This is a genomic window from Streptomyces sp. NPDC001851 (assembly GCF_040297165.1).
Classification (GTDB): Bacteria; Actinomycetota; Actinomycetes; order Streptomycetales; family Streptomycetaceae; genus Streptomyces.
Genome location: NZ_JBEOYR010000013.1, coordinates 44,656 through 68,774, shown reverse-complemented (window position 1 = coordinate 68,774; position 24,119 = coordinate 44,656). Strand labels below are relative to the sequence as shown.

Here is a 24,119-nt window from a genome sequence, read left to right as displayed (position 1 = left end):
CCTCACAGCAGTCCTACGGCGGTGTCCACGGCGGCGGCCACGTCGCCGTCCGCCGGGTACAGCAGTGAGCGGCCGACCACCAGGCCGCGCACGGTGGGGAGTTGCAGCGCGCCGCGCCACTTCTCGTACGCCTTCTCCTGGTCGCCCGCGACATCGCCGCCGAGGAGCACGGCCGGGAGGGTGGAGGTCTCCATCACGCGGGCCATGTCGTCGGGGTTCTCGGTGACGGGCACCTTCAGCCAGGTGTAGGCGGAGGATCCGCCGAGGCCGGAGGCGATGGCGATGGACTTGGTGACCGCGTCGGCGGACAGGTCGTTGCGCACCGTTCCGCCGGACGTGCGACGGCTGATGAACGGCTCGACGAAGACCGGCAGCCGGCGCGCGGCCATCTCGTCGATGGCGTGGGCGGTGGACTCCAGGGTGGTCAGGGAGCCGGGGTCGTCGTAGTCGATGCGCAGCAGCAGCTTGCCCGCGTCGAAGCCGAGCCGCTGGAGGTCCTCGGGGCGGTGCCCGGTGAAGCGGTCGTCCAGCTCGAAGCTGGCCCCCTGCAGTCCGCCGCGGTTCATGGAACCCATGACCACCTTGTGGTCGAGGGCGCCGAGCAGCAGCAGGTCGTCCAGGATGTCGGCGGTGGCGAGCACCCCGTCGACGCCGGGCCTGGACAGTGCCAGGCACAGCCGTTCCAGCAGGTCGGCGCGGTTGGCCATGGCGAGCTTGCGGTCGCCGACACCCAGCGCGCCGCGGGCCGGGTGGTCGGCGGCGACGATCATCAGCCGGCCGCGGTCGTTCAGCAGCGGGCGGCGGGCCCGGCGGACGGCGGCCTCGGCGATCGCCTCGGGGTGGTGGGTGCGGATACGGACGAGTTCGGCCACGTCGACACGGAAGCCCGGGGAGCCTGCGGCGCGCTCGCGGTGGGGGGCTGTGGTGGCGTCGGCGCCGGTGCCTGCGGCGCTTTGGCGACGGGGGGCTGTGGCCGCATCGGAGTCAGCATCTGCGGCCCCCGGGCGGTGGGAGACCACGGCCGCCTCGGAGCCGGTGCCTGCGGCGCGCTCGCGGCGGGGGGCTGTGGTGGCGTCGGCGCCCGCGCCTGCGGCACCCTCCCGGTCGGGGACCACGGCCGCATCGGAGTCCGTGCCTGCGGCACCCTCCCGGTCGGGGACCACGGCCGCATCGGAGTCCGCGCCTGCGGCACCCTCCCGGTCGGGGACCACGGCCGCATCGGAGTCCGTGCCTGCGGCACCCTCCCGGTGGGGGGCTGTGGTGGCTTCGCGGCCCGCGCCGCCCTCGGTGCGGGTGCCTGTGACCCGGCCGGCCCTCACAGCACCGCTCCGGCGTCGAGCGCGGCGGCCACCTCGTCCGGGGTGGGCATCGCGGAGGAGCACTCCAGGCGGGAGGCGACGATGGCGCCGGCGGCGTTGGCGTGCCGCATGATCGTCTCCAGGTCCCAGCCTTCGAGGAGGCCGTGGCAGAGGGAGCCGCCGAAGGCGTCTCCGGCGCCGAGGCCGTTGAGGACGTCGACCGGCAGCGGCGGCACCTCGGCCGAGTCGCCGTCGCGGCTGACGGCGAGCACGCCCTTCGGCCCCTGCTTGACGACGGCCATCTCGACGCCGGCCGCAAGGAGCGCCCTGGCCGCCGCGTGCGGGTCGCGCACGCCGGTGGCGACCTCCACCTCGTCCAGGTTTCCGACGGCGACGGTCGTGTGTTTCAGGGCCTCGGCGTAGAAGGGCCGGGCCTCGTCGGGATGGGCCCAGAACATGGGCCGCCAGTCGAGATCGAAGACCGTCGTGCCCGCCTTCGCCCGGTGGGCGAGCGCCGCGAGGGTGGCCGTACGGCTGGGCTCCTCGCTCAGGCCGGTACCGGTGACCCAGAAGACACGGGCCGCACGGATGGCGTCGAGGTCCAGCTCATGGGCGTCGATCTCCAGGTCGGGCGCCTTGGGCTGCCGGTAGAAGTAGAGCGGGAAGTCGTCCGGCGGGAAGACCTCGCAGAAGGTGACCGGGGTCGGCAGCCCGGGGACCGGGGTCACCCAGCGGTCGTCGACGCCGAAGCCGCGCAGCGCCTCGTGCAGGTAGGCGCCGAACGGGTCGTCGCCGGTGCGGGTGATCACGGCCGTGTGCCGGCCGAGCCGGGCCGCGGCGACCGCGACATTCGTCGCCGACCCGCCGAGGAACTTGCCGAAGGACGACACCTGGGCGAGCGGGACACCGGTCTGCAGCGGGTAGAGGTCCACTCCGATCCGCCCCATGGTGATCAGGTCGTAGGCCATCGGCTTCCCTTCGTCGTGGCTCTCCCCGGCTTTCTAGCCCCGCACGCCGAGCCCTGTCAATGTTTTGTCCAGACATTCGGACCAGAGGTCGCCTGTACCTGGCGGCAGCCGTGTCACAAACACCTCGTTCGCGTCACACATGTCACAAGTACGCCGCTGTGCGTCACACCGTCTCGACAGGCACTGTCCCGCGGTCACTCTGCGTCGTTCACCGGACACAGGCTTGGTGATCGCCAGCGCAGCGCCCGGCTCCCCCGACGACCGCCCCCGGTCGCCGCTGCGGCGCGTGCAGGGAGGTGCGACTCATGACCGACCAAAGGCTCTGGTCCTACAAGGAGATCGCGGCGCACATCAGAGTGCAGCCGGACACCGTACGGTCCTATCGCAAGCACGGGCTGCTGCCCCCGCCCGACCACGTGGAGGGCGGCAAGCCCTACTGGTACGCCGACACCGTCCGCGCCTGGGTCGCCTCCCGGCCCGGCAACCGCGGCCGCCGGCCGGACTGATCTGCCCGTTATTCGACTGCGCCCCATCTGCCGGGTGGGGCACAGTCACGCCATGAGCTTCTCCGTCAAACCCACCCTGACCGGCCGGAAGACCGTCCTGCGGCCCTTCACCGAGGCCGATGCCGGCATCATGGGGCAGATCATCGCCGACCCCGAGGTCATCCGTTTCACCTTCGAGCCGTCCACCGAGCTCACCCGGGAACGGCTCCGGTCCTGGTACGGCTCCCGGGCCACCGCCCCCGACCGTCTCGACCTCGCCGTCACCGACCCCGAGACCGGGGAGGTCCTGGGCGAGGCCGTCCTGTACGACTACGACCCGACCGCCCGGAACTGCACCTTCCGCACACTCATCGGCCCCCGGGGCCGCGGCCGGGGCATCGGCACCGAGGCCACCCGGCTGCTCGTCGGACACGGCTTCGAGCAACTCGGCCTGCACCGCATCCAGTTGGACGTGTACGGCCACAACGCACGGGCCCGGCGGGTCTACGAGAAGGTCGGTTTCGTGGTCGAGGGCGTACGGCGAGAGGTCCAGCAGCGGGACGGCGCCTGGGCCGACGAGGTGATCATGTCGATCCTGGACCGGGAGTGGGCCGCTGCCGGTTCCACGGCTCGATGACCGTGACCCCCGCCCCCGGTGCCGCACCCATCGCCGCGAGGGCCGCCGGTGTCGCGTCGAGCGTGATGACGGACGTCACCAGGAGGCCGGGGCGCAGGACGCCGGAACGGACCAGGCCGAGCATGCCGGGGTAGGCGTGGGCGGCCATGCCGTGACTGCCGAGGAGTTCCAGCTCCAGGGCGATGGCGCGGGCCATCGGTACGGGGGTGGTGCCGTCGGCCGAGGGCAGCAGCCCCACCTGGACGTGCCGGCCGCGCCGGCGCAGGCCGTTCACGGAGGCCGCGCAGGTGGCGGCCGAGCCGAGGGCGTCCAGGGAGAGATGGGCTCCGCCGCCGGTCAGCTCACGGACGGCGGCGGCCGGGCCGGCGACACCGGTCGCGTCCACGCACTCCGCGGCGCCGGCCCTCCGTGCCAGGTCGAGGGCTTCCGGTGACACGTCGACGGCGACCACGCGCGCCCCCGACGCCGCCGCGATCATCACGGCCGACAGTCCGACCCCGCCGCAGCCGTGCACCGCGACCCACTCCCCCGCCGCCACCCGGCCCCGCTGCACCACCGCGCGGAAGGCGGTGGCGAAGCGGCAGCCGAGGGCGGCGGCGGTGGAGTACGCCATGCCGTCCGGGATCGCCACCAGGTTGACGTCGGCGTGGTCGAGCGCGACGTACTCGGCGAAGGAGCCCCAGTGGTGGAAGCCGGGCTGGGTCTGGCGTTCGCACACCTGCTGGTCGCCCGCGGCGCAGGCCGGACAGGTGCCGCAGGCGCAGACGAACGGCACGGTGACCCGGTCGCCGGGCCGCCACCCGGTCACGCGGGGGCCCACTGCCTCGACGACACCGGCGAGTTCATGCCCGGGCACGTGCGGCAGCGTGATGTCGGGGTCGTGGCCCATCCAGCCGTGCCAGTCACTACGGCAGAGGCCCGTCGCCTCGACCCGTACGACGACTCCGTGGTCGGCCGGTCGGGGGTCGGGCACCTCTCGCACCTCGGCGGGGGCGCCGTATCGTTCGAAGACAACGGCTCGCATGCGCGCTCCTTTCGGGAACCTCCACGGAGATCCATGGGAAGGACTAGGTCCTTCGAGGGGCACCCTCGCTGACACCGAACCGTTCGTGGAAGCGCCGCAACGGCGCCGGCGCCCACCAAGTGGCCCTCCCCGTGAGCCGCATGATCGCCGGTACCAGCAGGCTCCGGACGACCATCGCGTCCATCAGCACGGCGAGCGCGATGCCCAGGCCGAGCATCTTCGTGTTGGTCACCCGGGACGTGCCGATCGCAACCATCACCACCGCGAGGATGACCGCCGCCGCGGTGATCAGCCCGCCGGTGCGCTGGACTCCGTGCCGTACCGCCGCGTCGTGGTCGCCCGTGCGGTCGTACTCCTCCTTGATGCGGGAGAGCAGGAACACGCCATAGTCCATGGAGAGCCCGAAGGCCACGCAGAACATCAGCACGGGCAGGGTGGTCTCGATGGAGCCGGAGCTGGTGAAGCCGAGGGCTCCGGACAGATGGCCGTCCTGGAAGACCCAGACCACGGCGCCGAACATGGCGGTCAGGCTGAGCGCGTTGAGCACCACGGCCTGCACGGGTATCAGCACGCTTCCGGTGAGCAGGAAGACCAGCAGGAGGGTGACGACGGCGATGAAGCCGGCCGCCCAGGGCAGGCGCTGGGCTATCGCGTGCTTGGTGTCGACGAGGACGGCGGCCGTGCCGGTCACCTTGGTGCCGAAGGGGGCGTGCAGGGCGCGCAGGTCGCCGACCAGGCGCTGGGCCGCCTCGTCCACGGCTTCTCCTCCGGGCTGCACCGTGAAGTAGGCGGAGTTCCCTTTGACCAGCGGGCCGTCGACCCGGGCCACCTCGGGCAGGGCGGCCATCTGCTGCTTGTACGCGGCGTACTGGGACTCGGTGGCCCTGCCCTCGGCGAGGACCTCCAGGCCGCCGCCGGGGCTGCCGGGGAAGCCTTCCCTGATGTGCTCCTGCACCACGTGGGACTCGGCGGTCGAGGGGAGCTGGCGGTCGTCGGCGGTGCCGAACTTCACGCCCAGGAAGGGCAGCCCGAGGGTGACCAGCAGGACGGTGGTGCCGAGGGCGAAGAGCGGGGCGCGGCGCATCACCAGGCCGGCGGTCCGCGCCCAGGCCGTCCCGTCGGCGGGCTCCGGGCCGCGGCGCCGGCGCAGGAGGCGGCGCAGGTCCAGGGAGTTGACCCGGTGGCCGAGCAGGACCAGTGCGGCCGGCAGCAGGATCAGGGCGGCGGCCGCGGCGAGCAGGACCACGGCGATGCCGGCGTAGGCGAAGGACCGCAGGAAGTACTGCGGGAAGACCATCATGGCGGCCAGGGACACCGCCACCGTGAGGGCGGAGAAGAACACCGTGCGCCCGGCCGTGCGCAGGGTCGCGCCGACCGCGGTCGAGGGGTCGGCGCCCGTGGACAGTTCCTCGCGGTAGCGCCGGACGATGAACAGGGCGTAGTCGATGGCCAGGCCGAGACCGAGGGCCGTGGTGAGGTTGAGCGCGAAGACGGAGACGTCGGTGAAGGCCGTGAGGCCGCGCAGGACGGCGTTGGTGCCGAGGATGGCGACGATGCCGATGCCGAGCGGCAGCAGGGCCGCGACGGCGCTGCCGAAGACCATCACGAGCAGGACGAGGGTGATCGGCAGGGCGATCAGCTCGGCGCGGGTCAGATCCTCCTTGATGATCGTCTGCATCTCGTGCCGGACGGCGACGATGCCGCCGAGCTTCACCCGGACCGGGCCGTGCGTGCCCCGGTAGCGGGGCGCGACGCGGTCGAGGGTCCGGCCCATCGCGGTCTCGTCGCCGGTGATGCGCGCGGCGATCAGCGCCTCGTGGCCGTCCTTGGCGCGCAGGGCCGGTGACCTGCTCTGCCAGTAGGAGCCGACGCCGGTCACGCCCTTCTCCCCCGCCAGCCGACCGGCCAGGTCGCGGGCCTCGGCGGCGACCGCCGGATCGTCGACCGAGGCGCCGCCCGAGTCGACCAGGAGCAGCAGGTTCGGCTGGGAGGCGGGGAACGCGCGCTCCAGCGCCTTGGTCGCGTACGTCGACTCGGCGGCCGGGTCCTCCCAGCCTCCGCTGCCGAGGCGGTCCGCGACCCCGCTGCCGGCCAGCACGGCGAGCGCGGTGAGCAGCAGGGCCACCAGCAGCGACAAGCGCGGCCGCGCGGTGACCACGGGGGTCCACCGGAGGGTGTGCCGGCCGGTGCGGGGCGGAGCCTCTTCCGGCGCCGCCTCCGCTGTCCGCGGTGGCGTGTTGACTTCGGTCATCGTGCGGTGTCCCCTTCACCACGAACCGTGCCCGCACGGACGGCGGCACGGAGGAGTCGTTGCCATAAACTGGCAAACACGAGACATCGCTCGCGTTTCTCAAGAATGCGAGCGACCACTCGCGTTTGTCAATGACCTTGGGAGAGCTGGGGATAACGCGTGTCCGACACCTCTGAGAAGGAGCAGTCGCAGGAGGCGGGGCAGCCGCGGGAGAAGGAGCAGCCCCGTCGTCGGCAGGCCCGCGGGGAGCGCCGTATCGCCCAGCTGCTCGAAGCGGCCGCCCGGGTCTTCTGCACCACCGGGTACACCGCCGCCAGCACCAACGCCATCGCCCGCGAGGCCGGCGTTTCGCCGGGCACGCTCTACCAGTTCTTCCCGAACAAGGAGGCGATCGCGATCGAGCTGGGCGACCGGCTCGTGCACGAGATGCGGGCGGCCTACGGCGAGGCGCTGGGCCCCGTCGACCCGGCCACCCCGCTGGAGCAGGCCATCGGGTCCGCCATCGACCGGTTCATCACCTTCAACACCGAGCACCCGGTCTTCTTCGCCCTGATGCACGGCCCCGACATCCCGGGCCGGATGGCCGAGCAGCACGACCAGCTGCACACCACCGTGCTCGGCCGGATCGAGGGCCTGCTCGCCTCGCTCATGCCCGGCGCCACCCCGGCCGACGTCACCCGCACGGCGCATGTCTGCCTCGGTGTCTACAAGGCCGGCCTGGAGCTGGTCCTCGCCCACGCGGGCGCCGAGCGGGCGGCCTACGTCCAGGAGATCAAGGACGTCCTGATCCGCTATCTGGAACCGCTGGTGGGCGACCGGCCGGCCCGCGCATGACGCCGGATCCGGTGCGACCGGACGCGGTGCGGCCAGGGCGGGCCCCGGAAGCCCTCCCGGAGGGGTGAACCCGGGAATCACCCGGACTGCGACACCCGGCACATCTGCCTAGAGTGCGGATAAATCGCCCAGCAGCTGTCCGAGGGAACTCCCGTGAGCCACTCCCCGCCTCCCGGCGCGCCCAAGGCCCGCATACCCGGCCCCCAGCAGCCGCCACCGCCGTACCCGCGCATTCCCGCCGGCCTGTGGCGGCGCTGCCTCGGCGGCGGGTTCGCCCTGTGGGCGCTGACCGCGTGGGTCACCTACGAGACGCGGAACGGCGCGCCGCTGCCGACGCTGATCCTGCTCGGCGGCTTTCTCGTACCGGTCGCCTTCGTGCTGTGGGCGTACGAGCGGCACGGCCGCGACCTGGGCGTCAGCGCGGTCCTCGGCTGCTTCCTGGCCGGCGGGGCCCTCGGCGCGCTCGGGGCCTCGCTGACGGGGTCGTATCTGCTGCGCCCCTCCTTCGGGATGTTCGCCGGGGCCGGCCTGACCGAGGAGGCGGCCAAGCTCGCGGCACTGGTGCTGGTGCTGCGCGGGCAGCCGGGCATCCGCGGACTGCGCGCCGGACTCGTGCTCGGCGCGGCCGTCGGCTTCGGCTTCGCGGCCCTGGAGAGCGTCGGATACGCCTTCACCGCGGCCGTCTCCGCCGAAGGCATCGAACTGCGCGCACTGCTGGAGACGGAGTTCCTGCGCGGGGTGCTCGCCCCCCTCGGGCACGGCCTGTGGACCGCGATCGCCGGCGGCGTACTGCTGTCCCGGCGCCGCCTGACCGGACGCTTCCGGTTCGCCACGCCGATGGCCGGCACCGTCCTGGGCGTCTCCCTGCTGCACACGCTGTGGGACTCCACGCAGGGCATCGCGATCTGGATGGCCGCCCGGCTGACGGGCACCGGCATACAGGGGCGGCTGTTCACCCAGGGGTACCTCGTCCGGCCGAGCCCCGGGCAGGAGCACCTCTTCACCCTGTTCTCGGTCGGCGGACTGGCCCTGGTGGCCCTGGCGGGCGTCGGGTGGGCGCGCTCGCTGGCTCGCCGGGACACACCTTGGAGAAATACCCCCTAGGGGTATAGTGTGGAGAGCGTGGGGCTCCCCCGTGAACCCCACCGGCCCCACACACCTCGACGAGGAGTAACGACATGACCGCCCACACCGACACCCCGGCCTCCGTCACCACCGTCTACAAGGTGACCGGCATGAGCTGCGGCCACTGCGAGGGCTCCGTCTCCGGCGAGATCTCCCAGATCCCCGGCGTCAGCTCGGTGAAGGCCGTCGCGTCGACCGGCGAGGTGACCGTCGTCTCCGACGCCCCGCTGGACGACGAGGCCGTGCGCGCCGCCGTGGACGAGGCCGGCTTCGAGCTGGCAGGCAAGGCCTGAACACCACCCCTTCCCCGACCGGGCCGCGCCGACCAGCTGATACTGGATCCGTACGGCCCGGTCCGATGTCTGGAGTCCGGACATGACCAGCACCACCGCAGAGACAGCCATAGCCACGGGTACGGCCTCCGAGGTCGAGCTGCTCATCGGCGGGATGACCTGCGCGTCCTGCGCCGCCCGGGTGGAGAAGAAGCTCAACCGGATGGAGGGCGTCAGCGCCACCGTCAACTTCGCCACCGAGAAGGCGAAGATCGCCTTCGGCGAGGGCGTCCAGGTGGCCGACCTGATCGCCACCGTGGAGAAGACGGGGTACACCGCCGAGGAGCCCGCACCGCCCGAACCCGCACCCGAGGCGGCACCGGAACACCCCGGACAGGACCCCGAACTCGGCGCCGTGCGCCACCGCCTGCTCGTCTCCGCGCTGCTCGCCGCGCCCGTGGTCCTGCTCGCGATGGTCCCGGCGCTGCAGTTCGACAACTGGCAGTGGCTCTCCCTGACCCTCGCGGCACCCGTCGTCGTCTGGGGCGGCGCCCCCTTCCACCGGGCCGCCTGGACCAACGCCCGGCACGGCGCCGCCACCATGGACACCCTGGTCTCGGTCGGCACGCTGGCCGCGTTCGGCTGGTCGCTGTGGGCGCTGTTCTTCGGCGACGCGGGCATGCCCGGCATGCACGACGCGTTCCGCTTCACCGTCTCCCGTACGGACGGGACCTCCACCATCTACCTGGAGGTCGCCGCCGGAGTCGTCGCGCTGATCCTGCTCGGCCGCTATCTGGAGGCCCGCTCCAAGCGGCGCGCCGGGGCGGCCCTGAAGGCCCTGATGGAGCTGGGCGCCAAGGACGTGGCGGTACTGCGGGAGGGCCGCGAGGTGCGAGTCCCGGTGTCGTCCCTGGCCGTCGGCGACCGGTTCGTCGTCCGGCCCGGCGAGAAGATCGCCACGGACGGCACGGTGGTCGAGGGCGTCTCCGCCGTCGACGCGTCCATGCTGACCGGCGAGTCGGTGCCGGTGGACGTGGCACCCGGCGACCGGGTCACCGGCGCCACGGTCAACGCGGGCGGCCGGCTGGTCGTCGAGGCCACCCGGGTCGGCGCCGACACCCAGCTCGCCCGGATGGCGAAACTGGTCGAGGACGCGCAGAACGGCAAGGCCGAGGTGCAGCGGCTCGCCGACCGGGTCTCCGCCGTCTTCGTGCCCGTGGTCATCCTCATCGCGCTCGGCACCTTCGGCGTCTGGCTGGCCGTCACCGGTGACACGGTCGCCGCGTTCACCGCCGCCGTCGCCGTCCTGATCATCGCCTGCCCCTGCGCGCTGGGCCTCGCCACGCCGACCGCGCTGATGGTCGGCACCGGCCGCGGCGCCCAGCTCGGCATCCTCATCAAGGGCCCCGAGGTCCTGGAGTCCACGCGCCGCGTCGACACGGTCGTCCTCGACAAGACCGGCACCGTCACCACCGGCCGGATGACGCTGCAGGCGGTCCACGTCGCGGACGGCGAGGACGAGAAGGAGCTGCTGCGGCTCGCCGGTGCCCTGGAAGACGCCTCCGAGCACCCCGTCGCCCGCGCGATCGCCGCGGGCGCCGAGGAGCGGGCCGGACGGCTCCCCGAGGTCCAGCACTTCGAGAACGTCCCCGGGCGGGGCGTACGCGGGCGCGTGGACGGCCGTGAGGTGGCCGTGGGGCGCCTGTACGACGAGCTGCCACCGGAGCTGGCCCGCGCGGCACACGAGGCCGAGCAGGAGGGCCGTACGGCCGTCGTGGCCGGCTGGGACGGACGGGCCCGCGGGGTGCTGGCCGTCGCGGACGCGGTCAAGGAGACTAGCGCCGAGGCGGTACGGCAGCTGCGCGCGCTGGGCCTGCGGCCGGTGCTGCTCACCGGGGACAACCGCACGGTCGCCGAGGCGGTCGCGCGCACCGTCGGCATCGACCCGGGGGACGTGTTCGCCGAGGTGCTGCCCGAGGACAAGGTGGACGTCGTACGACGGCTGCGGCGCGAGGGGCGGACCGTGGCGATGGTCGGCGACGGCGTCAACGACGCGGCCGCGCTCGCCACCGCCGACCTGGGCCTGGCCATGGGCACCGGCACGGACGCGGCGATCGAGGCCGGCGATCTGACGCTGGTGCGCGGCGACCTGCGGGTGGCCGCCGACGCCATCCGGCTGTCCCGGCGGACGCTGGCCACCATCAAGGGCAACCTGGTGTGGGCCTTCGGCTACAACGTGGCCGCGCTGCCGCTGGCCGCCGCGGGGCTGCTCAACCCGATGATCGCCGGTGCGGCGATGGCCTTCTCCTCGGTCTTCGTGGTGACCAACAGTCTGCGGCTGCGCCGGTTCCGCTGAAGTACGGCGGGGTTACCGGCGGTTCGCCGATAGCCGAAGCAAGACACCCTCTAGAGTCCGACGCGAGCCTCACATAAGCTCTTCACAAGGCTCGCGCATCATCCTTACGCTTGGGCCTCGATCGTCGTATCGGGGCTCTTGCGTACCTAAAGGACATATGCAAGAGACGCAGATCACAGTGATGCGAACGTAACCATCGAAGGGGTTCGAAGGTCTAAGTTGACGATGTCGGTTCGGCGTCTTGGGGGGCGTCAGTCGGCATCTGGGGATGTCTTGGGGGACTTCCTCAGAGATGCGTTGCCGGGGCACGCACACCGGGAAGCTTTGAGCGGCCCTCCCACGTGCGTTGTCCCGGCAGATCGCACCACATCACTGGGGGCAGGACGAGTTTTGTCATCCTGCCCGCAGACAGCGATTCAGGCGCTGTCCTCTCCGAGCGCCCGGCCGGATCCCGTGGGGGGAATCCGCACCGGGACATGGGAAGGCGCCCTGGTCGTCGGCCCGTGGGGGGACCGGCGCCAGGGCGCCTTCCGCTTGTCACTTGTCGCTTGTCGCGTGTCGCCACAAGGGGCACCACCGAAGCGGCGCCCCTCACCGGCAGGGGTCAGCGCTCCTCGACCGGCACGAAGTCGCGGAGCTCCACGCCCGTGTAGATCTGGCGCGGGCGGCCGATGCGCGAACCCGGCTCCTTGATCATCTCGGTCCACTGGGCGATCCAGCCCGGCAGGCGGCCGAGGGCGAACAGGACCGTGAACATCTCGGTCGGGAAGCCCATGGCCCGGTAGATCAGACCGGTGTAGAAGTCCACGTTCGGGTACAGCTTGCGCTCGACGAAGTAGTCGTCGGACAGCGCGTGCTCCTCCAGCTTCAGGGCGATGTCGAGGAGCTCGTCCTCCTTGCCCAGCGCGGAGAGCACGTCGTGCGCGGCGGCCTTGATGATCTTGGCGCGCGGGTCGAAGTTCTTGTAGACCCGGTGGCCGAAGCCCATCAGGCGGACGCCGTCCTCCTTGTTCTTCACCTTGCGGATGAAGGTGTCGACGTCGGAGCCGGAGTCGCGGATGCCCTCCAGCATCTCCAGCACGGACTGGTTGGCACCGCCGTGCAGCGGGCCCCACAGCGCGCTGATGCCGGCCGAGATCGACGCGAACATGTTGGCCTGCGACGAGCCGACCAGGCGGACCGTCGAGGTCGAACAGTTCTGCTCGTGGTCGGCGTGCAGGATCAGCAGCTTGTCCAGCGCCGCGACGACGACCGGGTCCAGCTCGAACTCCTGCGCCGGGACCGAGAAGGTCATGCGCAGGAAGTTCTCGACGTAGCCGAGGTCGTTGCGCGGGTAGACGAACGGGTGGCCGATCGACTTCTTGTACGCGTACGCCGCGATCGTCGGCAGCTTCGCGAGCAGCCGGATCGTGGAGAGGTCGCGCTGCTTCTCGTCGAACGGGTTGTGGCTGTCCTGGTAGAAGGTGGACAGCGCCGAGACGACCGAGGACAGCATGGCCATCGGGTGGGCGTCGCGCGGGAAGCCCTTGTAGAAGTTCTTGACGTCCTCGTGCAGCAGCGTGTGCCGCGTGATGTCGTTCTTGAACGTCGTCAGCTCGTCGACGGTGGGCAGCTCACCGTTGATCAGCAGGTACGCCACCTCCAGGAAGGTGGAGCGCTCGGCCAGCTGCTCGATGGGGTAGCCGCGGTAGCGGAGGATGCCCGCCTCGCCGTCGAGGTAGGTGACCGCGGATTTGTAGGCGGCCGTGTTGCCGTAACCGCTGTCCAGAGTCACCAGACCCGTCTGGGCGCGGAGCTTCCCGATGTCGAAGCCCTTGTCGCCGACGGTGCTGTCGACCACCGGGTAGGTGTACTCGCCGTCGCCGTACCGCAGTACTACAGAGTTGTCGCTCACGTCTTCCCTCACCGACGTAGTGCCTCATCTTCGAGGTGCCCTGACTGTCTCTACCATCCCCCATTTGGCTCAGGAGAGTGCACTCGGGGTCGACCATTGGGCCTATCGGCGGCACTCAGTGCCGCCAACCTGCTCATCCTGCCCCCTCCGAACGGCATCTGGAAGTGCTCTGTGACCTTCACGACTCATTTGATCGATCATTTTTTGTGATGCCGCCCGCCCGCCGTACGAGCGGGTTACGCGAGCCTGAAGTCGAGGGCCGTACAGCGCCGTCCGGCCGACACCGTGCGCACCGCCTGTCCGATCGCCTTGCGTGAACCGACGAGGACGACCAGCCGCTTGGCCCGGGTGACCGCCGTGTAGAGCAGATTCCGCTGGAGCATCATCCACGCCCCCGTCGTGACGGGAATCACCACAGCGGGATATTCACTCCCCTGCGAACGGTGGATGGTCACCGCGTACGCATGCGCCAGTTCGTCCAGTTCGTCGAATTCGTACGGAACCTCCTCGTCCTCGTCCGTCAGCACCGTCAGGCGCTGGTCGACCGGGTCGAGCGAGGTGACGACGCCGACGGTGCCGTTGAAGACACCGTTCTTCCCTTTCTCGTAATTGTTGCGAATCTGGGTCACCTTGTCGCCGACGCGGAACACCCGGCCCCCGAACCGCTTCTCCGGCACATCGGGCCGCCCCGGCGTGATGGCCTGCTGCAGCAGTCCGTTGAGCACTCCGGCCCCGGCCGGCCCCCGGTGCATCGGCGCGAGCACCTGCACATCCCGGCGGGGGTCCAGCCCGAACTTGGCCGGAATCCGCCGCGCGGCCACGTCCACGGTGAGCCGCCCGGCCTCCTCGGTGTCGTCCTCGACGAAGAGGAAGAAGTCCTTCATCCCGTCGGTGAGCGGATGCTGCCCGGCGTTGATCCGGTGCGCGTTGGTGACGACACCGGACTGCTGGGCCTGCCGGAAGACCCGGGTGAGCCGGACGGCGGGGACGGGGCTGCCGTCGGCGAGGAGGTCTCTGAGGACTTCACCGGCGCCGACGCTGGGCAGCTGGTCCACATCGCCGACGAAGAGCAGGTGAGCACCCGGCGGCACGGCCTTGACCAGCTTGTTGGCGAGAAGGAGGTCCAGCATGGAGGCCTCGTCCACGACGACGAGGTCCGCGTCGAGCGGCCGGTCCCGGTCGTACGCCGCGTCCCCGCCCGGCTTCAGTTCCAGCAGCCGGTGCACGGTGGAGGCCTCGGCTCCGGTCAGCTCGGCCAGCCGCTTGGCGGCACGCCCGGTCGGGGCGGCGAGCAGCACCTTGGCCCGCTTGGCCCGGGCCAGCTCGACGATCGAGCGGACGGTGAAGGACTTGCCGCAGCCCGGCCCGCCGGTGAGCACGGCGACCTTCTCGCTGAGCGCGAGCCTGACGGCGGCTTCCTGCTCGGGGGCGAGCTCGGCGCCGGTACGGCCCTTCAGCCAGCCGAGGGCCTTCTCCCAGTCCACCTCCCGGAAGGCGGGCATCCGGTCCTGGTCGGTCCGCAGGAGGCGCAGCAGCTGGGAGGAGAGGGACAGCTCGGCGCGGTGGAAGGGGACGAGGTAGACGGCGGTGACCGGCTCGTCGGCGGCACCGTCCGGTCCGGGCACCTTCTCCCGTACGACGCCGGGATCGCCGCCGTCCTCCGGGGGTTCGGCCAGCTCGGCGAGGCACTCGATGACGAGCCCGGTGTCGACGGCGAGCAGCTTCACCGCGTCCGAGATCAGCCGCTCCTCGGGCAGGAAGCAGTGCCCCTGGTCGGCGGACTGGGACAAGGCGTACTGCAGCCCGGCCTTCACCCGCTCCGGGCTGTCGTGCGGGATGCCGACGGACTGGGCGATCTTGTCGGCGGTCAGGAAGCCGATGCCCCAGACGTCGGCGGCCAGGCGGTACGGCTGTTCCTTCACGACCTGGATCGACGCGTCGCCGTACTTCTTGTAGATCCGCACGGCGATGGACGTGGACACCTCGACGGTCTGGAGGAAGAGCATGACCTCCTTGATCGCCTTCTGCTCCTCCCAGGCGTCGGCGATCTTCTTGGTCCGCTTGGGCCCGAGGCCGGGCACCTCGATCAGCCGCTTGGGCTCCTCCTCGATGATCCGCAGCGTGTCCAGCCCGAAGTGCTGCGTGATCCGGTCGGCGAAGACCGGTCCGATGCCCTTGACCAGCCCGGATCCCAGGTAGCGCCGGATGCCCTGGACGGTGGCGGGCAGGACCGTCGTGTAGTTCTCGACCTGGAACTGCTTGCCGTACTGCGGGTGCGACCCCCAGCGGCCCTCCATCCGCAGGGACTCCCCCACCTGGGCTCCGAGCAGCGCACCGACGACCGTGAGGAGATCACCGGCGCCTCTCCCCGTGTCCACCCGGGCGACGGTGTATCCGTTCTCCTCATTGGCGTACGTGATCCTCTCCAGCACGCCCTCGACAACGGCGAGCCGCCGCTCGCCGGCCTGGGTCCCCGCCTGTTGAGCCATGATCCGACAGTACCGGCGGGGTCTGACAGGGGCTCCTGGACCGTACGGATACTCAGTGCAAGAAGGTGGGGCCGCCGGTTTCCGCGGCTGACGTCATCCGGTCACCGATCGGGGAGTGGGGAGTCAAGGGATGTACGACTACGACCTGCTGGTGGTGGGGTCGGCCAACGCCGACCTGGTGATCGGCGTCGAGCGGCGGCCGGCCGCCGGAGAGACGGTGCTCGGCGGTGACCTGGCCGTCCACCCGGGCGGCAAGGGCGCCAACCAGGCGGTCGCCGCGGCCCGGCTCGGCGCGGGTACGGCACTGCTGGCCCGGGTCGGAGACGACGGCCACGGCCGGCTGCTCCTGGACTCCCTGCGCGCGGCCGGCGTCGACACGGTCGGTGTGCTGGTGGGCGGGGCGCCGACGGGGGTGGCGCTGATCACCGTGGACCCGTCGGGGGACAACAGCATCGTGGTGTCGCCGGGTGCCAACGCCCGGCTCGCCCCGGCGGACGTCCGGGCGGCGGTGAGCCTGTTCCTGGCCTCGCGGGTGGTGTCGGCGCAGCTGGAGGTCCCGCTGGAGACGGTCGTGGAGGTCGTACGGCAGCTGTCCCCGGACAGCCGCTTCGTGCTGAACCCCTCCCCGCCCCGGCCCCTGCCCACGGAGGTGCTCGCGGCCTGCGATCCGCTGATCGTCAACGAGCACGAGGCCCGGGTGATCCTCGGCGAGGCCTGTGTGAGCGAGGACCCGGCGGACTGGGCGCGGCTGCTGCTGGCCAGGGGCCCGCGCTCGGTGGTGGTGACGCTGGGCGCGCAGGGGGCGCTGGTGTGCGACGGCTCCGGGGTGACGCGGGTCGGGTCGGTGAAGGTGGACGCGGTGGACACCACGGGTGCGGGCGACGCGTTCACGGCCGCGCTGGCCTGGCGGCTGGGGTCGGGATCCTCTCTCGCCGAGGCCGCGGCCTACGCGGCCCGGGTCGGCGCGGCGGCCGTGACGAAGCGGGGCGCGCAGGAGTCGTATCCGACGGCGGAGGAGGTCGGCACCCTGTGAAGAAGGGGGATCCTCGAACGCCCCCGAACGCTCAGGACGGCGCCGCCGGGCTCGCCGTTCCCCGGCCGAGCCGTGCTCCCCTGCTCTCCGCGACCCGCTTGACGTCCCGCAGGGATTCGCTGAGCCGCCGGGCGAGGTAGCGGAGCTCTTCCCCGGTCAGCCGCTGCTCGGCGAGGAGTTCTGCCGCGTGGTCCAGCAGACCGTCCGCCATGTCCAGCTGCACGCTCTCGATCTGGTCCGCGAGCCGGGAGACGGGACCCGTGCCGTCGCTCACGAGATAGCAGGGCTTGCCGTCCGCGCCGGTCCAGGGAAGCAGGCGGTCGTTCATGCGTAGGTCTCCACCTGGTCGAGGTACGGGCGGACGAGCGGACTGTCCTCGCCACGAAGGGGGGCGTCGTGCTCGCGGTACGACGCCCGGCCTCCGACGTACGGGCACGCGTAGGCGCACTGGAGTGGTTCGACCGGCCTGCGGCGCCGTCGCCCACGCGCGGGCAGGAGGAGCCGCAGCAGCGGCTCGGCCAGCCGGGCCAGGAGATGTGTCACGCCGACCTGCTTTCCACCCTGGGATGACTGCGTTCTGTGGTGAATCACTCACAGAGTGAGGTCGGCGGTGGCTACGCTGCCAGAGGCGTGGACTTGACAGCGCCTTTGTCAGGAACGGGAGTTGGCCGGATGGGCATTGACGGCAGGCCGCGGACGCCGCGCGAGAAATACGGGGAGGAACTGAGGCTGCGGCGGATCGCGGCCGGGCTGACCCAGGAGGAACTGGGCGAGCAGGTGGTCTGCTCACCCACACTGATCAGCCATTACGAGGCGGGGAGACGGCTGCCCAAGCCGGACGACGCGCGCCGGATCGACTTGGCCCTCAAGACAGACGGGTTCTTCTATCGGTGGCTGGAGGACCTGGAGTCGAAGTACAACGACTACTTCGCGGCCGTGGCCGAGCTTGAGCAACAGGCCACGGTGATCCAGCAGTTCGCACTGTCTCTGATTCCCGGCGTACTCCAGACCGAGGACTACGCGAGTGCCCTCTTCCGCGCCTACCGGCCGAACTATACGGCCGAGGAACTTGACGAGTTCCTCGTCAACCGAACAAAACGCCGCCGAATCCTCGACGGCCCCATGCAGCCGGTCATCTGGACACTGCTCGACGAGTCCGTGCTGCGCCGCCGCGTCGGCGGCGCCCAGGCCATGGGCGTACAGCTGCACAAGATCGCGGACATGGCCGAGGCAGGGCGACTGCGGCTTCACGTGCTTTCGTACGGTGCCGGAGCACACGCGCTCCTGCAGAGCTACCTCACGCTCATGAGTTTCGAGGACTCCGCCCCCGTGGCCTACGTCGAAGGCTTTCTCACCGGCAACTTGATGGACTCTCCGGCGCTGGTGAGTGCCAGTCAGACCGCCTACGCTCTTGCCCTGAGCGACGCGTTGTCGCAGCAGGAGTCACTGACCGTCGTCAGAGCGGCAGCGGAGGATCACGCAAATGGCGAGCAATGAACACACCGTCTCCGACTCGTCCACGTTCACGGGGTGGTACAAGTCCAGCTACAGCGGTGGCACCAACGACGACTGCGTGGAGATCGCCTGCGGCCACCCCGTCGTCCCCGTCCGCGACAGCAAGGCCGCAACCGGCCCGGCCCTGCTCTTCCCCACGGACAGCTGGCAGTCTTTCGTGACCGCTGTCAAGGACGGCCGCGTCGTCGGAACATGAGCTCCGCGAACCGCGCCGCCGTCTCCGCCAGCACCTCCCGGCCGTCCCTGGCCCAGAGTGCGTCGTTGAAGAGTTCGACCTCGATCGGGCCGGTGTAGCCGGCCGCCTCCACGTGGCCCTTCCACTCCCGTAGATCGATCACGCCGTCGCCGATCTGGGCACGGCCGGTCAATACGCCCTCCGGCAATGGAGTCGCCCAGTCGGCGAGCTGGAAGCTGTGGATGCGGCCGGTCGCCCCCGCGCGGGCGATCTGCGCGGGTGCCCGGTCGTCCCACCAGACGTGGTAGGTGTCCACCGCGACCCCCACCTGCTGGGCCGGGAAGCGTTCGGCGAGGTCCAGGGCCTGGGCCAGCGTCGACACCACGCAACGGTCGGACGCGTACATCGGGTGCAGGGGCTCGATGGCCAGGCGTACGCCGTGGCCCTCGGCGTACGGCCCCAGTTCCGCGAGGGCGTCCGCGATCCGCTCCCGGGCGCCGTGCAGGTCCTTCGAGCCGGCCGGGAGGCCGCCCGAGACCAGGACCAGCGTGTCGGTGCCGAGCGTGGCCGCTTCCTCGATCGCCCGGCGGTTGTCGGCCAGGGCCCGTGCGCGCTCCCGCGGGTCGATCGCCGTGAAGAAGCCTCCCCGGCACAGTGTCGTCACCGTCAGGCCCGCCCCGCGGACCAGCTTGGCCGTCTCCTCCACGCCGTACGCCCGGACCGGCTCGCGCCACAGGCCCACGCCCAGAACGCCGGAATCCGCGCAGGCGTCGACCAGTTCGGGCATCGACAGCTGCTTCACCGTCATCTGGTTGATGCTGAAACGCGAGAGGTCCGCACTCACTGGGCGACTCCGTACAGGGCGAGCAGGTTCTTCATCCGTTCCTCGGCGAGTTCCGGGTCCGGGAACAGTCCGAGTCCGTCGGCGAGTTCGTAGGCCCGGGTGAGGTGCGGCAGGGAACGGGCCGAGTGGAGGCCGCCCACCATCGTGAAGTGGCTCTGGTGGCCCGCCAGCCAGGCCAGGAAGACCACGCCCGTCTTGTAGAAGCGGGTCGGGGCCTGGAAGAGGTGGCGGGACAGCTCCACCGTGGGGTCGAGCAGTGCGCGGAAGCCGGCCGTGTCGCCCGTGTCCAGGCCCCGTACGGCCTGGGCCGCCAGCGGGCCCAGGGGGTCGAAGACGCCGAGCAGGGCATGGCTGAAGCCCTGGTCGTCGCCCGCGATCAGCTCGGGGTAGTGGAAGTCGTCGCCGGTGTAGCAGCGGACCCCGCGAGGCAGACGGCGGCGGAGGCCGATCTCCCTCTGCGCGTCCAGCAACGACACCTTGACGCCGTCCACCTTGTCCGGGTGGGCGGCGATGACCTCCAGGAACACGTCCGCCGCCGCGTCCGGGTCGGCCGAGCCCCAGTAGCCCTCCAGCGCCGGGTCGAACATCGGGCCCAGCCAGTGCAGGATCACCGGCTCGGCCGCCTGGCGGAGCAGAGGGCCGTAGACCTCCAGATAGTCCTCGGGGCCGGAGGCGGCCGACGCCAGCGCCCTGGACGCCATCAGGATCGCCTGGGCGCCCGACTCCTCCACCACCGCGAGCTGTTCCTCGTAGGCCGCGCGGATCTCCGCCAGGGAACCGCCCGTGATCTGGTCGGTGCCGGCTCCGCAGGCGATCCGGCCGCCTGCCGACCGGGCCTCGGCCGCGCTGCGGCGGATCAGCTCGGCCGCGCCCGCCCAGTCCAGGCCCATGCCGCGCTGGGCGGTGTCCATCGCCTCGGCGACGCCCAGTCCGTGGGACCACAGGTGGCGGCGGAAGGCGAGGGTGGCGTCCCAGTCGACGGCGGCCGGCGAGTCGGGGGTCGTGTCCGCGTACGGGTCGGCCACGACGTGGGCCGCCGAGAACACCGTACGGGAGGTGAAGGGGGTGCCCGGTGTCACCGCCAGGGGTTCGGCGCGGGGCTCGTAAGTCCGGAAGCCCCCTTGGAAGTCCGGCAGTCGGATGGTCACAGGGCGATCTCCGGTACGTCGATGCGGCGGCCCTCCGCCGAGGACCTCAGGCCCAGTTCGGCGAGTTGCACGCCGCGGGCGCCGGCCAGCAGGTCCCACCGGTACGGCGCGTCGGCGTGGACGTGCTTGAGGAACAGCTCCCACTGGGCCTTGAAGCCGTTGTCGAAGTCCCCGTTGTCGGGTACCTCCTGCCACTGGTCGCGGAAGGCCTCCGTGGCGGGGACGTCCGGGTTCCAGACCGGCCTGGGGGTCGCCGACCTGTGCTGCACCCGGCACTTCCTGAGTCCGGCCACCGCCGAGCCCTCGGTGCCGTCGACCTGGAACTCGACCAGTTCGTCGCGGTTGACCCGCACGGCCCAGGAGGAGTTGATCTGGGCGATGACACCGCCCTCCAGCTCGAAGATGCCGTAGGCCGCGTCGTCCGCCGTCGCGTCGTAGGGCTTGCCGTCCTCGTCCCAGCGCTGCGGGATGTGCGTGGTGGCCAGGGCCTGGACGGAGGTCACCCGGCCGAACAGCTCGTGCAGGACGTATTCCCAGTGCGGGAACATGTCGACGACGATGCCGCCGCCGTCCTCGGTGCGGTAGTTCCAGGAGGGGCGCTGGGCGGGCTGCCAGTCGCCCTCGAACACCCAGTAGCCGAACTCGCCGCGGACGGAGAGGATCCGGCCGAAGAAGCCGCCGTCGATCAGCCGCTTCAGTTTCCGCAGGCCCGGCAGGAAGATCTTGTCCTGGACGACACCGTGCCTGACGCCCTTCTCACCGGCGAGGCGGGCGAGTTCGAGGGCGCCCGCCAGTCCCGTCGCCGTCGGCTTCTCGGTGTAGACGTGCTTGCCCGCGGCGATCGCCTTCCTGACCGCCTCCTCGCGGGCGGAGGTGACCTGGGAGTCGAAGTAGATGTCGACGGCCGGGTCGGAGAGGACGGCGTCCACGTCGGTGGACACGTGCTCCAGGCCGTGCCGGCCGGCGATCTCCCGCAGGGCGTGCTCACGGCGGCCGAGCAGGACCGGCTCCGGCCACAGCACGGTGCCGTCGCCGAGATCGAGGCCGCCCTGCTCGCGCAGGGCGAGGATCGACCGGACGAGGTGCTGGCGGTAGCCCATGCGCCCGGTCACGCCGTTCATGCCGATACGCACCGTCTTGCGTGTCACGTCAGTTCCCTTCGCACCGCATGGACACCAGCTGAGCAAGCGCTTTCTACATGGTGCGAAGCTAGCTTCTGGACCGTGTCTGTACAAGACCGTGTCCCCTTCGAGTTGTTCGAGGGGGCGAACAGAAACGGTCCTGGGCTTTAAGGTCTGCTGGACGTCCGCCCGGAACCAGGAGCAGGACCTGGCTGTCTACGAGGGCGTACGACACGATGCGCGACCGGAGGACGACGACATGACGGTGACCCTGGCGGATGTGGCGGCCCGCGCCCAGGTCTCCCCCGCGACGGTGTCGCGCGTGCTGAACGGCAACTACCCGGTGGCAGCCTCCACGCGCGAACGGGTGCTGCGGGCGGTGGACGAGCTGGACTACGTCCTCAACGGCCCGGCGAGCTCCCTCGCCGCCGCCACCTCCGATCTGGTCGGCATTCTCGTCAACGACATCGCCGACCCGTTCTTCGGCATCATGGCGAGCGCCATCCAGGCCGAGATCGGGGGCGTCGGGGGCGGCCGGGCGGGCGGGGAACGGCTCGCGGTGGTCTGCAACACCGGCGGCTCGCCCGACCGGGAGCTGACGTACCTGACCCTGCTGCAGCGGCAGCGGGCGGCGGCCGTGGTGCTGACCGGCGGGGCGGTGGAGGACGCGACGCACGCGGCGGCGGTCGCGGCGAAGCTGCGCAAGCTCACGGCGGCCGGGACCCGGGTGGTGCTGTGCGGGCGGCCGCCGGCGCCCGACACCGGCGCCGTCGCCCTCACCTTCGACAACCGGGGCGGTGCCCGCCGGCTCACCGAACACCTCCTCGGCCTGGGCCACCGCCGCCTCGGCTACATCGCGGGCCCCGAGGAGCGTACGACCACCCGGCACCGCCTGGAGGGCCACCGGGCGGCGCTGGCCGCGGCGGGCATCGAGGAGGACCCGCGCCGGACGGTGCACGGGCGCTACGACCGGCAGTCCGGCTACGAGGCCACGGTGGAGCTGCTGCGCCGCGATCCGTCGCTGACGGCGGTCGTCGCCGCGAACGACTCCGTCGCGCTGGGGGCGTGCGCGGCGTTGCGGGAGTCGGGGCTGCGGATCCCCCAGGACGTGTCGGTGGCCGGGTTCGACGACCTGCCGTTCGGCATCGACGCGGTGCCCGCGCTGACGACCGTTCGGCTGCCGCTCGCGGAGGCGGGGGCGCGGGCCGGGCGTATCGCCATGGGGCGGGAGGAGCCGCCGCCCGGGGGCGTCGCCGCCGTGCAGGGGGAGTTGATGGTGCGGGGGTCCACGGGGGTGCCCCGCGCCTGAGGTGCCGCCCGGGTCGGGTCACTGACGGGCGGGAAGGGACCGGCCCAGCAGCGGCAGCGGGGCCTCGCCCCGGCGGCGGTCCCGGTACCAGCGCTTTCCGGTGTCGTAGGCCCGCCGGGTCCGGCGTACCGCGGCGATCTGGGTGGCGAGGTGGACCTGGTAGCGCCAGGGGCGCTGGCGGCCCTGGCGCACCGCCATGGCGTAGGCGAACGAGACCGGGTCGCGGTCCAGGTAGTCGTCCAGCTGCTCGAACCAGGCCATGCTGGAGCGCGCTCCCGCCTGCACGGGGTGCAGTTCCGCACGGCGGTGCCGGTCGTACTCGCGCAGGGCCACCCGCGGATCCGGGTACCGGGCGAGGGCGTGGGCCAGCACGATCGCGTCGATCATCGCCAGCCGGGTCCCGGAGCCCAGCGTGAAGTGCGTGGTGTGGGCGGCGTCGCCGACGAGGACGAGGTTGCTGCCGTCGGTGTCGTCGTACCACGTCCTGTTGCTGAGGTGCTGGAACCGCTGCCACTTCGCCGGTGCGCCGCGTGAGCTGCTGATCAGGGAGTGGCCGTCGAGGGCGCGGTGGAAGATCTTCTCCAGCAGGGGCAGGGCGTCCTCGGGTTCGAGGGTGTCGAGGCCCAGGCCCTGCCAGGTCCGCGGTGAGCACTCGACGATGCAGGTGCTGACGCGTCCCTGGACGGACGGGTAGGCGTGGAACCAGATCCAGCCCGCGGGGGTCTCCTCGAAGTCGAACACGAAGCTGGCGAACTGCCGGTCCGTGCCGAGCCATATGTAGGGGTTCCGGCCGGTCTCGATCCGGGTGGCGAAGTGGTCGGCGCGGCTCTGCCGGATCCGGCTGCCCGCGCCGTCGGCGGCCACGACCAGGTCGGCCTCCGGCAGGTCGGCCGGGTCCTCCGCTCCCTGTCCGTGCCGGACGTCGACGCCGAGCGCCCGCGCGCGCCGGGTCAGGACGTCCAGCAGGGCCGCACGGCCCATGCTGTAGCCGTAGCCCCCGAAGTACGCCGTACCGTCGTGCCGGCTGCCGTGCAGACGGATCTCCTGGTCCTGCCAGAGCACGGAGCCGGCGCTCACCGCGCGGGCGCTCTCGGGGTCGTTGCGGTGCAGGATGTCCAGCAGGTCGTTCCAGTACACGACGCCCCAGCCGTACGTGGCCTGCGGCGGGTCGCGCTCGATGACGGTGATCTCGTGCCCGGCGTCCCGCAGCTTCGCGCAGATCGAGAAGTACAGCCCGGCCGGGCCTCCACCCACGCAGACGATCCTCATCGGGTTCCACCGCCCTCACGGCCGCGGGGCCGAGGGGCCCCTCCGTCGCCACACCGCGGATGTCGTCACATG

Annotated in this window: 22 protein-coding genes; 10 read left to right on the top strand and 12 right to left on the bottom strand. The window is 71.5% G+C overall.

Translation table 11 applies throughout. The features are described 5' to 3' along the window. Positions 1-2: 2 nt before the first annotated feature. Complete coding sequence (locus ABT171_RS20420) at positions 3-872, bottom strand: Cgl0159 family (beta/alpha)8-fold protein (protein ID WP_351246003.1); 870 nt, start codon at positions 870-872, stop codon at positions 3-5. A gap of 443 nt (positions 873-1,315) precedes the next feature. Next, the gene (iolC, locus tag ABT171_RS20415) at positions 1,316-2,266 is read right to left on the bottom strand and encodes a 5-dehydro-2-deoxygluconokinase (RefSeq protein WP_351245695.1); all 951 of its coding nucleotides are present in this window, start codon (positions 2,264-2,266) and stop codon (positions 1,316-1,318) included. A 305-nt stretch (positions 2,267-2,571) separates the two neighbouring features. Here iolC and ABT171_RS20410 point away from each other — a divergent pair, with 305 nt between their 5' ends. Further along, positions 2,572-2,772: a helix-turn-helix transcriptional regulator gene (locus ABT171_RS20410; RefSeq protein ID WP_351217265.1), complete on the top strand. Its 201-nt coding sequence runs from the start codon at positions 2,572-2,574 to the stop codon at positions 2,770-2,772. A 52-nt stretch (positions 2,773-2,824) separates the two neighbouring features. Further along, entirely contained in the window at positions 2,825-3,388 is a 564-nt protein-coding gene (locus ABT171_RS20405) for a GNAT family N-acetyltransferase (protein ID WP_351245693.1), read from the top strand. Here the strand turns inward: ABT171_RS20405 and ABT171_RS20400 are convergent. After that, complete coding sequence (locus tag ABT171_RS20400) at positions 3,336-4,412, bottom strand: zinc-dependent alcohol dehydrogenase family protein (RefSeq protein WP_351245691.1); 1,077 nt, start codon at positions 4,410-4,412, stop codon at positions 3,336-3,338. The two genes, ABT171_RS20405 and ABT171_RS20400, sit on opposite strands and share 53 nt — an antisense overlap. Positions 4,413-4,455: 43 nt before the next feature. After that, the gene (locus tag ABT171_RS20395) at positions 4,456-6,663 is read right to left on the bottom strand and encodes an MMPL family transporter (RefSeq protein WP_351245689.1); all 2,208 of its coding nucleotides are present in this window, start codon (positions 6,661-6,663) and stop codon (positions 4,456-4,458) included. Between the two features lie 159 nt (positions 6,664-6,822). Between ABT171_RS20395 and ABT171_RS20390 the strand changes: the two genes are divergently transcribed. The 4 genes from ABT171_RS20390 (at position 6,823) to ABT171_RS20375 (ending at position 11,250) form a co-directional block, all read left to right on the top strand. Continuing rightward, positions 6,823-7,497 (top strand): TetR/AcrR family transcriptional regulator, encoded by a 675-nt coding sequence (locus tag ABT171_RS20390; protein WP_351245687.1) that lies wholly within the window; start codon positions 6,823-6,825, stop codon positions 7,495-7,497. A 153-nt stretch (positions 7,498-7,650) separates the two neighbouring features. Next, entirely contained in the window at positions 7,651-8,601 is a 951-nt protein-coding gene (locus ABT171_RS20385) for a PrsW family intramembrane metalloprotease (protein ID WP_351245685.1), read from the top strand. 74 nt (positions 8,602-8,675) lie between these two features. Then, positions 8,676-8,915, top strand: a complete 240-nt coding sequence (locus ABT171_RS20380; protein ID WP_351245683.1) for a heavy-metal-associated domain-containing protein — start codon at positions 8,676-8,678, stop codon at positions 8,913-8,915. A gap of 82 nt (positions 8,916-8,997) precedes the next feature. After that, on the top strand, positions 8,998-11,250 hold the full coding sequence (locus tag ABT171_RS20375) for a heavy metal translocating P-type ATPase (protein WP_351245681.1): 2,253 nt from the start codon (positions 8,998-9,000) through the stop codon (positions 11,248-11,250). 604 nt (positions 11,251-11,854) lie between these two features. Here ABT171_RS20375 and ABT171_RS20370 read toward each other — a convergent pair. Together ABT171_RS20370 and recD2 are read right to left on the bottom strand one after the other, a co-directional pair. Then, positions 11,855-13,144 (bottom strand): citrate synthase, encoded by a 1,290-nt coding sequence (locus ABT171_RS20370; protein ID WP_351245679.1) that lies wholly within the window; start codon positions 13,142-13,144, stop codon positions 11,855-11,857. Between the two features lie 236 nt (positions 13,145-13,380). After that, positions 13,381-15,633, bottom strand: a complete 2,253-nt coding sequence (gene recD2, locus ABT171_RS20365) for an SF1B family DNA helicase RecD2 (RefSeq protein ID WP_351245677.1) — start codon at positions 15,631-15,633, stop codon at positions 13,381-13,383. 130 nt (positions 15,634-15,763) lie between these two features. Here recD2 and ABT171_RS20360 point away from each other — a divergent pair, with 130 nt between their 5' ends. Next, entirely contained in the window at positions 15,764-16,666 is a 903-nt protein-coding gene (locus ABT171_RS20360) for a ribokinase (protein ID WP_351245675.1), read from the top strand. 31 nt (positions 16,667-16,697) lie between these two features. On the opposite strand, the gene ABT171_RS20355 is transcribed toward ABT171_RS20360, so the two are convergent. Together ABT171_RS20355 and ABT171_RS20350 are read right to left on the bottom strand one after the other, a co-directional pair. Beyond that, positions 16,698-16,994: a hypothetical protein gene (locus ABT171_RS20355; protein WP_351245673.1), complete on the bottom strand. Its 297-nt coding sequence runs from the start codon at positions 16,992-16,994 to the stop codon at positions 16,698-16,700. After that, the gene (locus tag ABT171_RS20350) at positions 16,991-17,209 is read right to left on the bottom strand and encodes a hypothetical protein (RefSeq protein WP_351245671.1); all 219 of its coding nucleotides are present in this window, start codon (positions 17,207-17,209) and stop codon (positions 16,991-16,993) included. The genes ABT171_RS20355 and ABT171_RS20350 overlap by 4 nt, the downstream gene beginning before the upstream one ends. Positions 17,210-17,338: 129 nt before the next feature. Here ABT171_RS20350 and ABT171_RS20345 point away from each other — a divergent pair, with 129 nt between their 5' ends. Together ABT171_RS20345 and ABT171_RS20340 are read left to right on the top strand one after the other, a co-directional pair. Next, on the top strand, positions 17,339-18,163 hold the full coding sequence (locus tag ABT171_RS20345; RefSeq protein ID WP_351245669.1) for a helix-turn-helix domain-containing protein: 825 nt from the start codon (positions 17,339-17,341) through the stop codon (positions 18,161-18,163). After that, entirely contained in the window at positions 18,150-18,377 is a 228-nt protein-coding gene (locus ABT171_RS20340; RefSeq protein WP_351245667.1) for a DUF397 domain-containing protein, read from the top strand. The genes ABT171_RS20345 and ABT171_RS20340 overlap by 14 nt, the downstream gene beginning before the upstream one ends. On the opposite strand, the gene ABT171_RS20335 is transcribed toward ABT171_RS20340, so the two are convergent. Genes ABT171_RS20335 through ABT171_RS20325 form a run of 3 tightly spaced genes read right to left on the bottom strand, consistent with a single transcriptional unit; the run spans position 18,349 to position 21,496 of the window. Beyond that, positions 18,349-19,164, bottom strand: a complete 816-nt coding sequence (locus ABT171_RS20335; RefSeq protein WP_351245665.1) for a sugar phosphate isomerase/epimerase family protein — start codon at positions 19,162-19,164, stop codon at positions 18,349-18,351. The genes ABT171_RS20340 and ABT171_RS20335 overlap by 29 nt on opposite strands. A gap of 32 nt (positions 19,165-19,196) precedes the next feature. After that, the gene (locus ABT171_RS20330; RefSeq protein WP_351245663.1) at positions 19,197-20,348 is read right to left on the bottom strand and encodes a dihydrodipicolinate synthase family protein; all 1,152 of its coding nucleotides are present in this window, start codon (positions 20,346-20,348) and stop codon (positions 19,197-19,199) included. Further along, entirely contained in the window at positions 20,345-21,496 is a 1,152-nt protein-coding gene (locus ABT171_RS20325) for a Gfo/Idh/MocA family protein (RefSeq protein WP_351245661.1), read from the bottom strand. The genes ABT171_RS20330 and ABT171_RS20325 overlap by 4 nt, the downstream gene beginning before the upstream one ends. A gap of 232 nt (positions 21,497-21,728) precedes the next feature. On the opposite strand from ABT171_RS20325, the gene ABT171_RS20320 reads away from it, so the two are divergent. Continuing rightward, positions 21,729-22,778: a LacI family DNA-binding transcriptional regulator gene (locus ABT171_RS20320; protein ID WP_351245659.1), complete on the top strand. Its 1,050-nt coding sequence runs from the start codon at positions 21,729-21,731 to the stop codon at positions 22,776-22,778. Between the two features lie 18 nt (positions 22,779-22,796). Here the strand turns inward: ABT171_RS20320 and ABT171_RS20315 are convergent, their stop codons facing one another. Next, complete coding sequence (locus ABT171_RS20315; protein WP_351245657.1) at positions 22,797-24,032, bottom strand: FAD-dependent monooxygenase; 1,236 nt, start codon at positions 24,030-24,032, stop codon at positions 22,797-22,799. Positions 24,033-24,119: the final 87 nt, after the last annotated feature.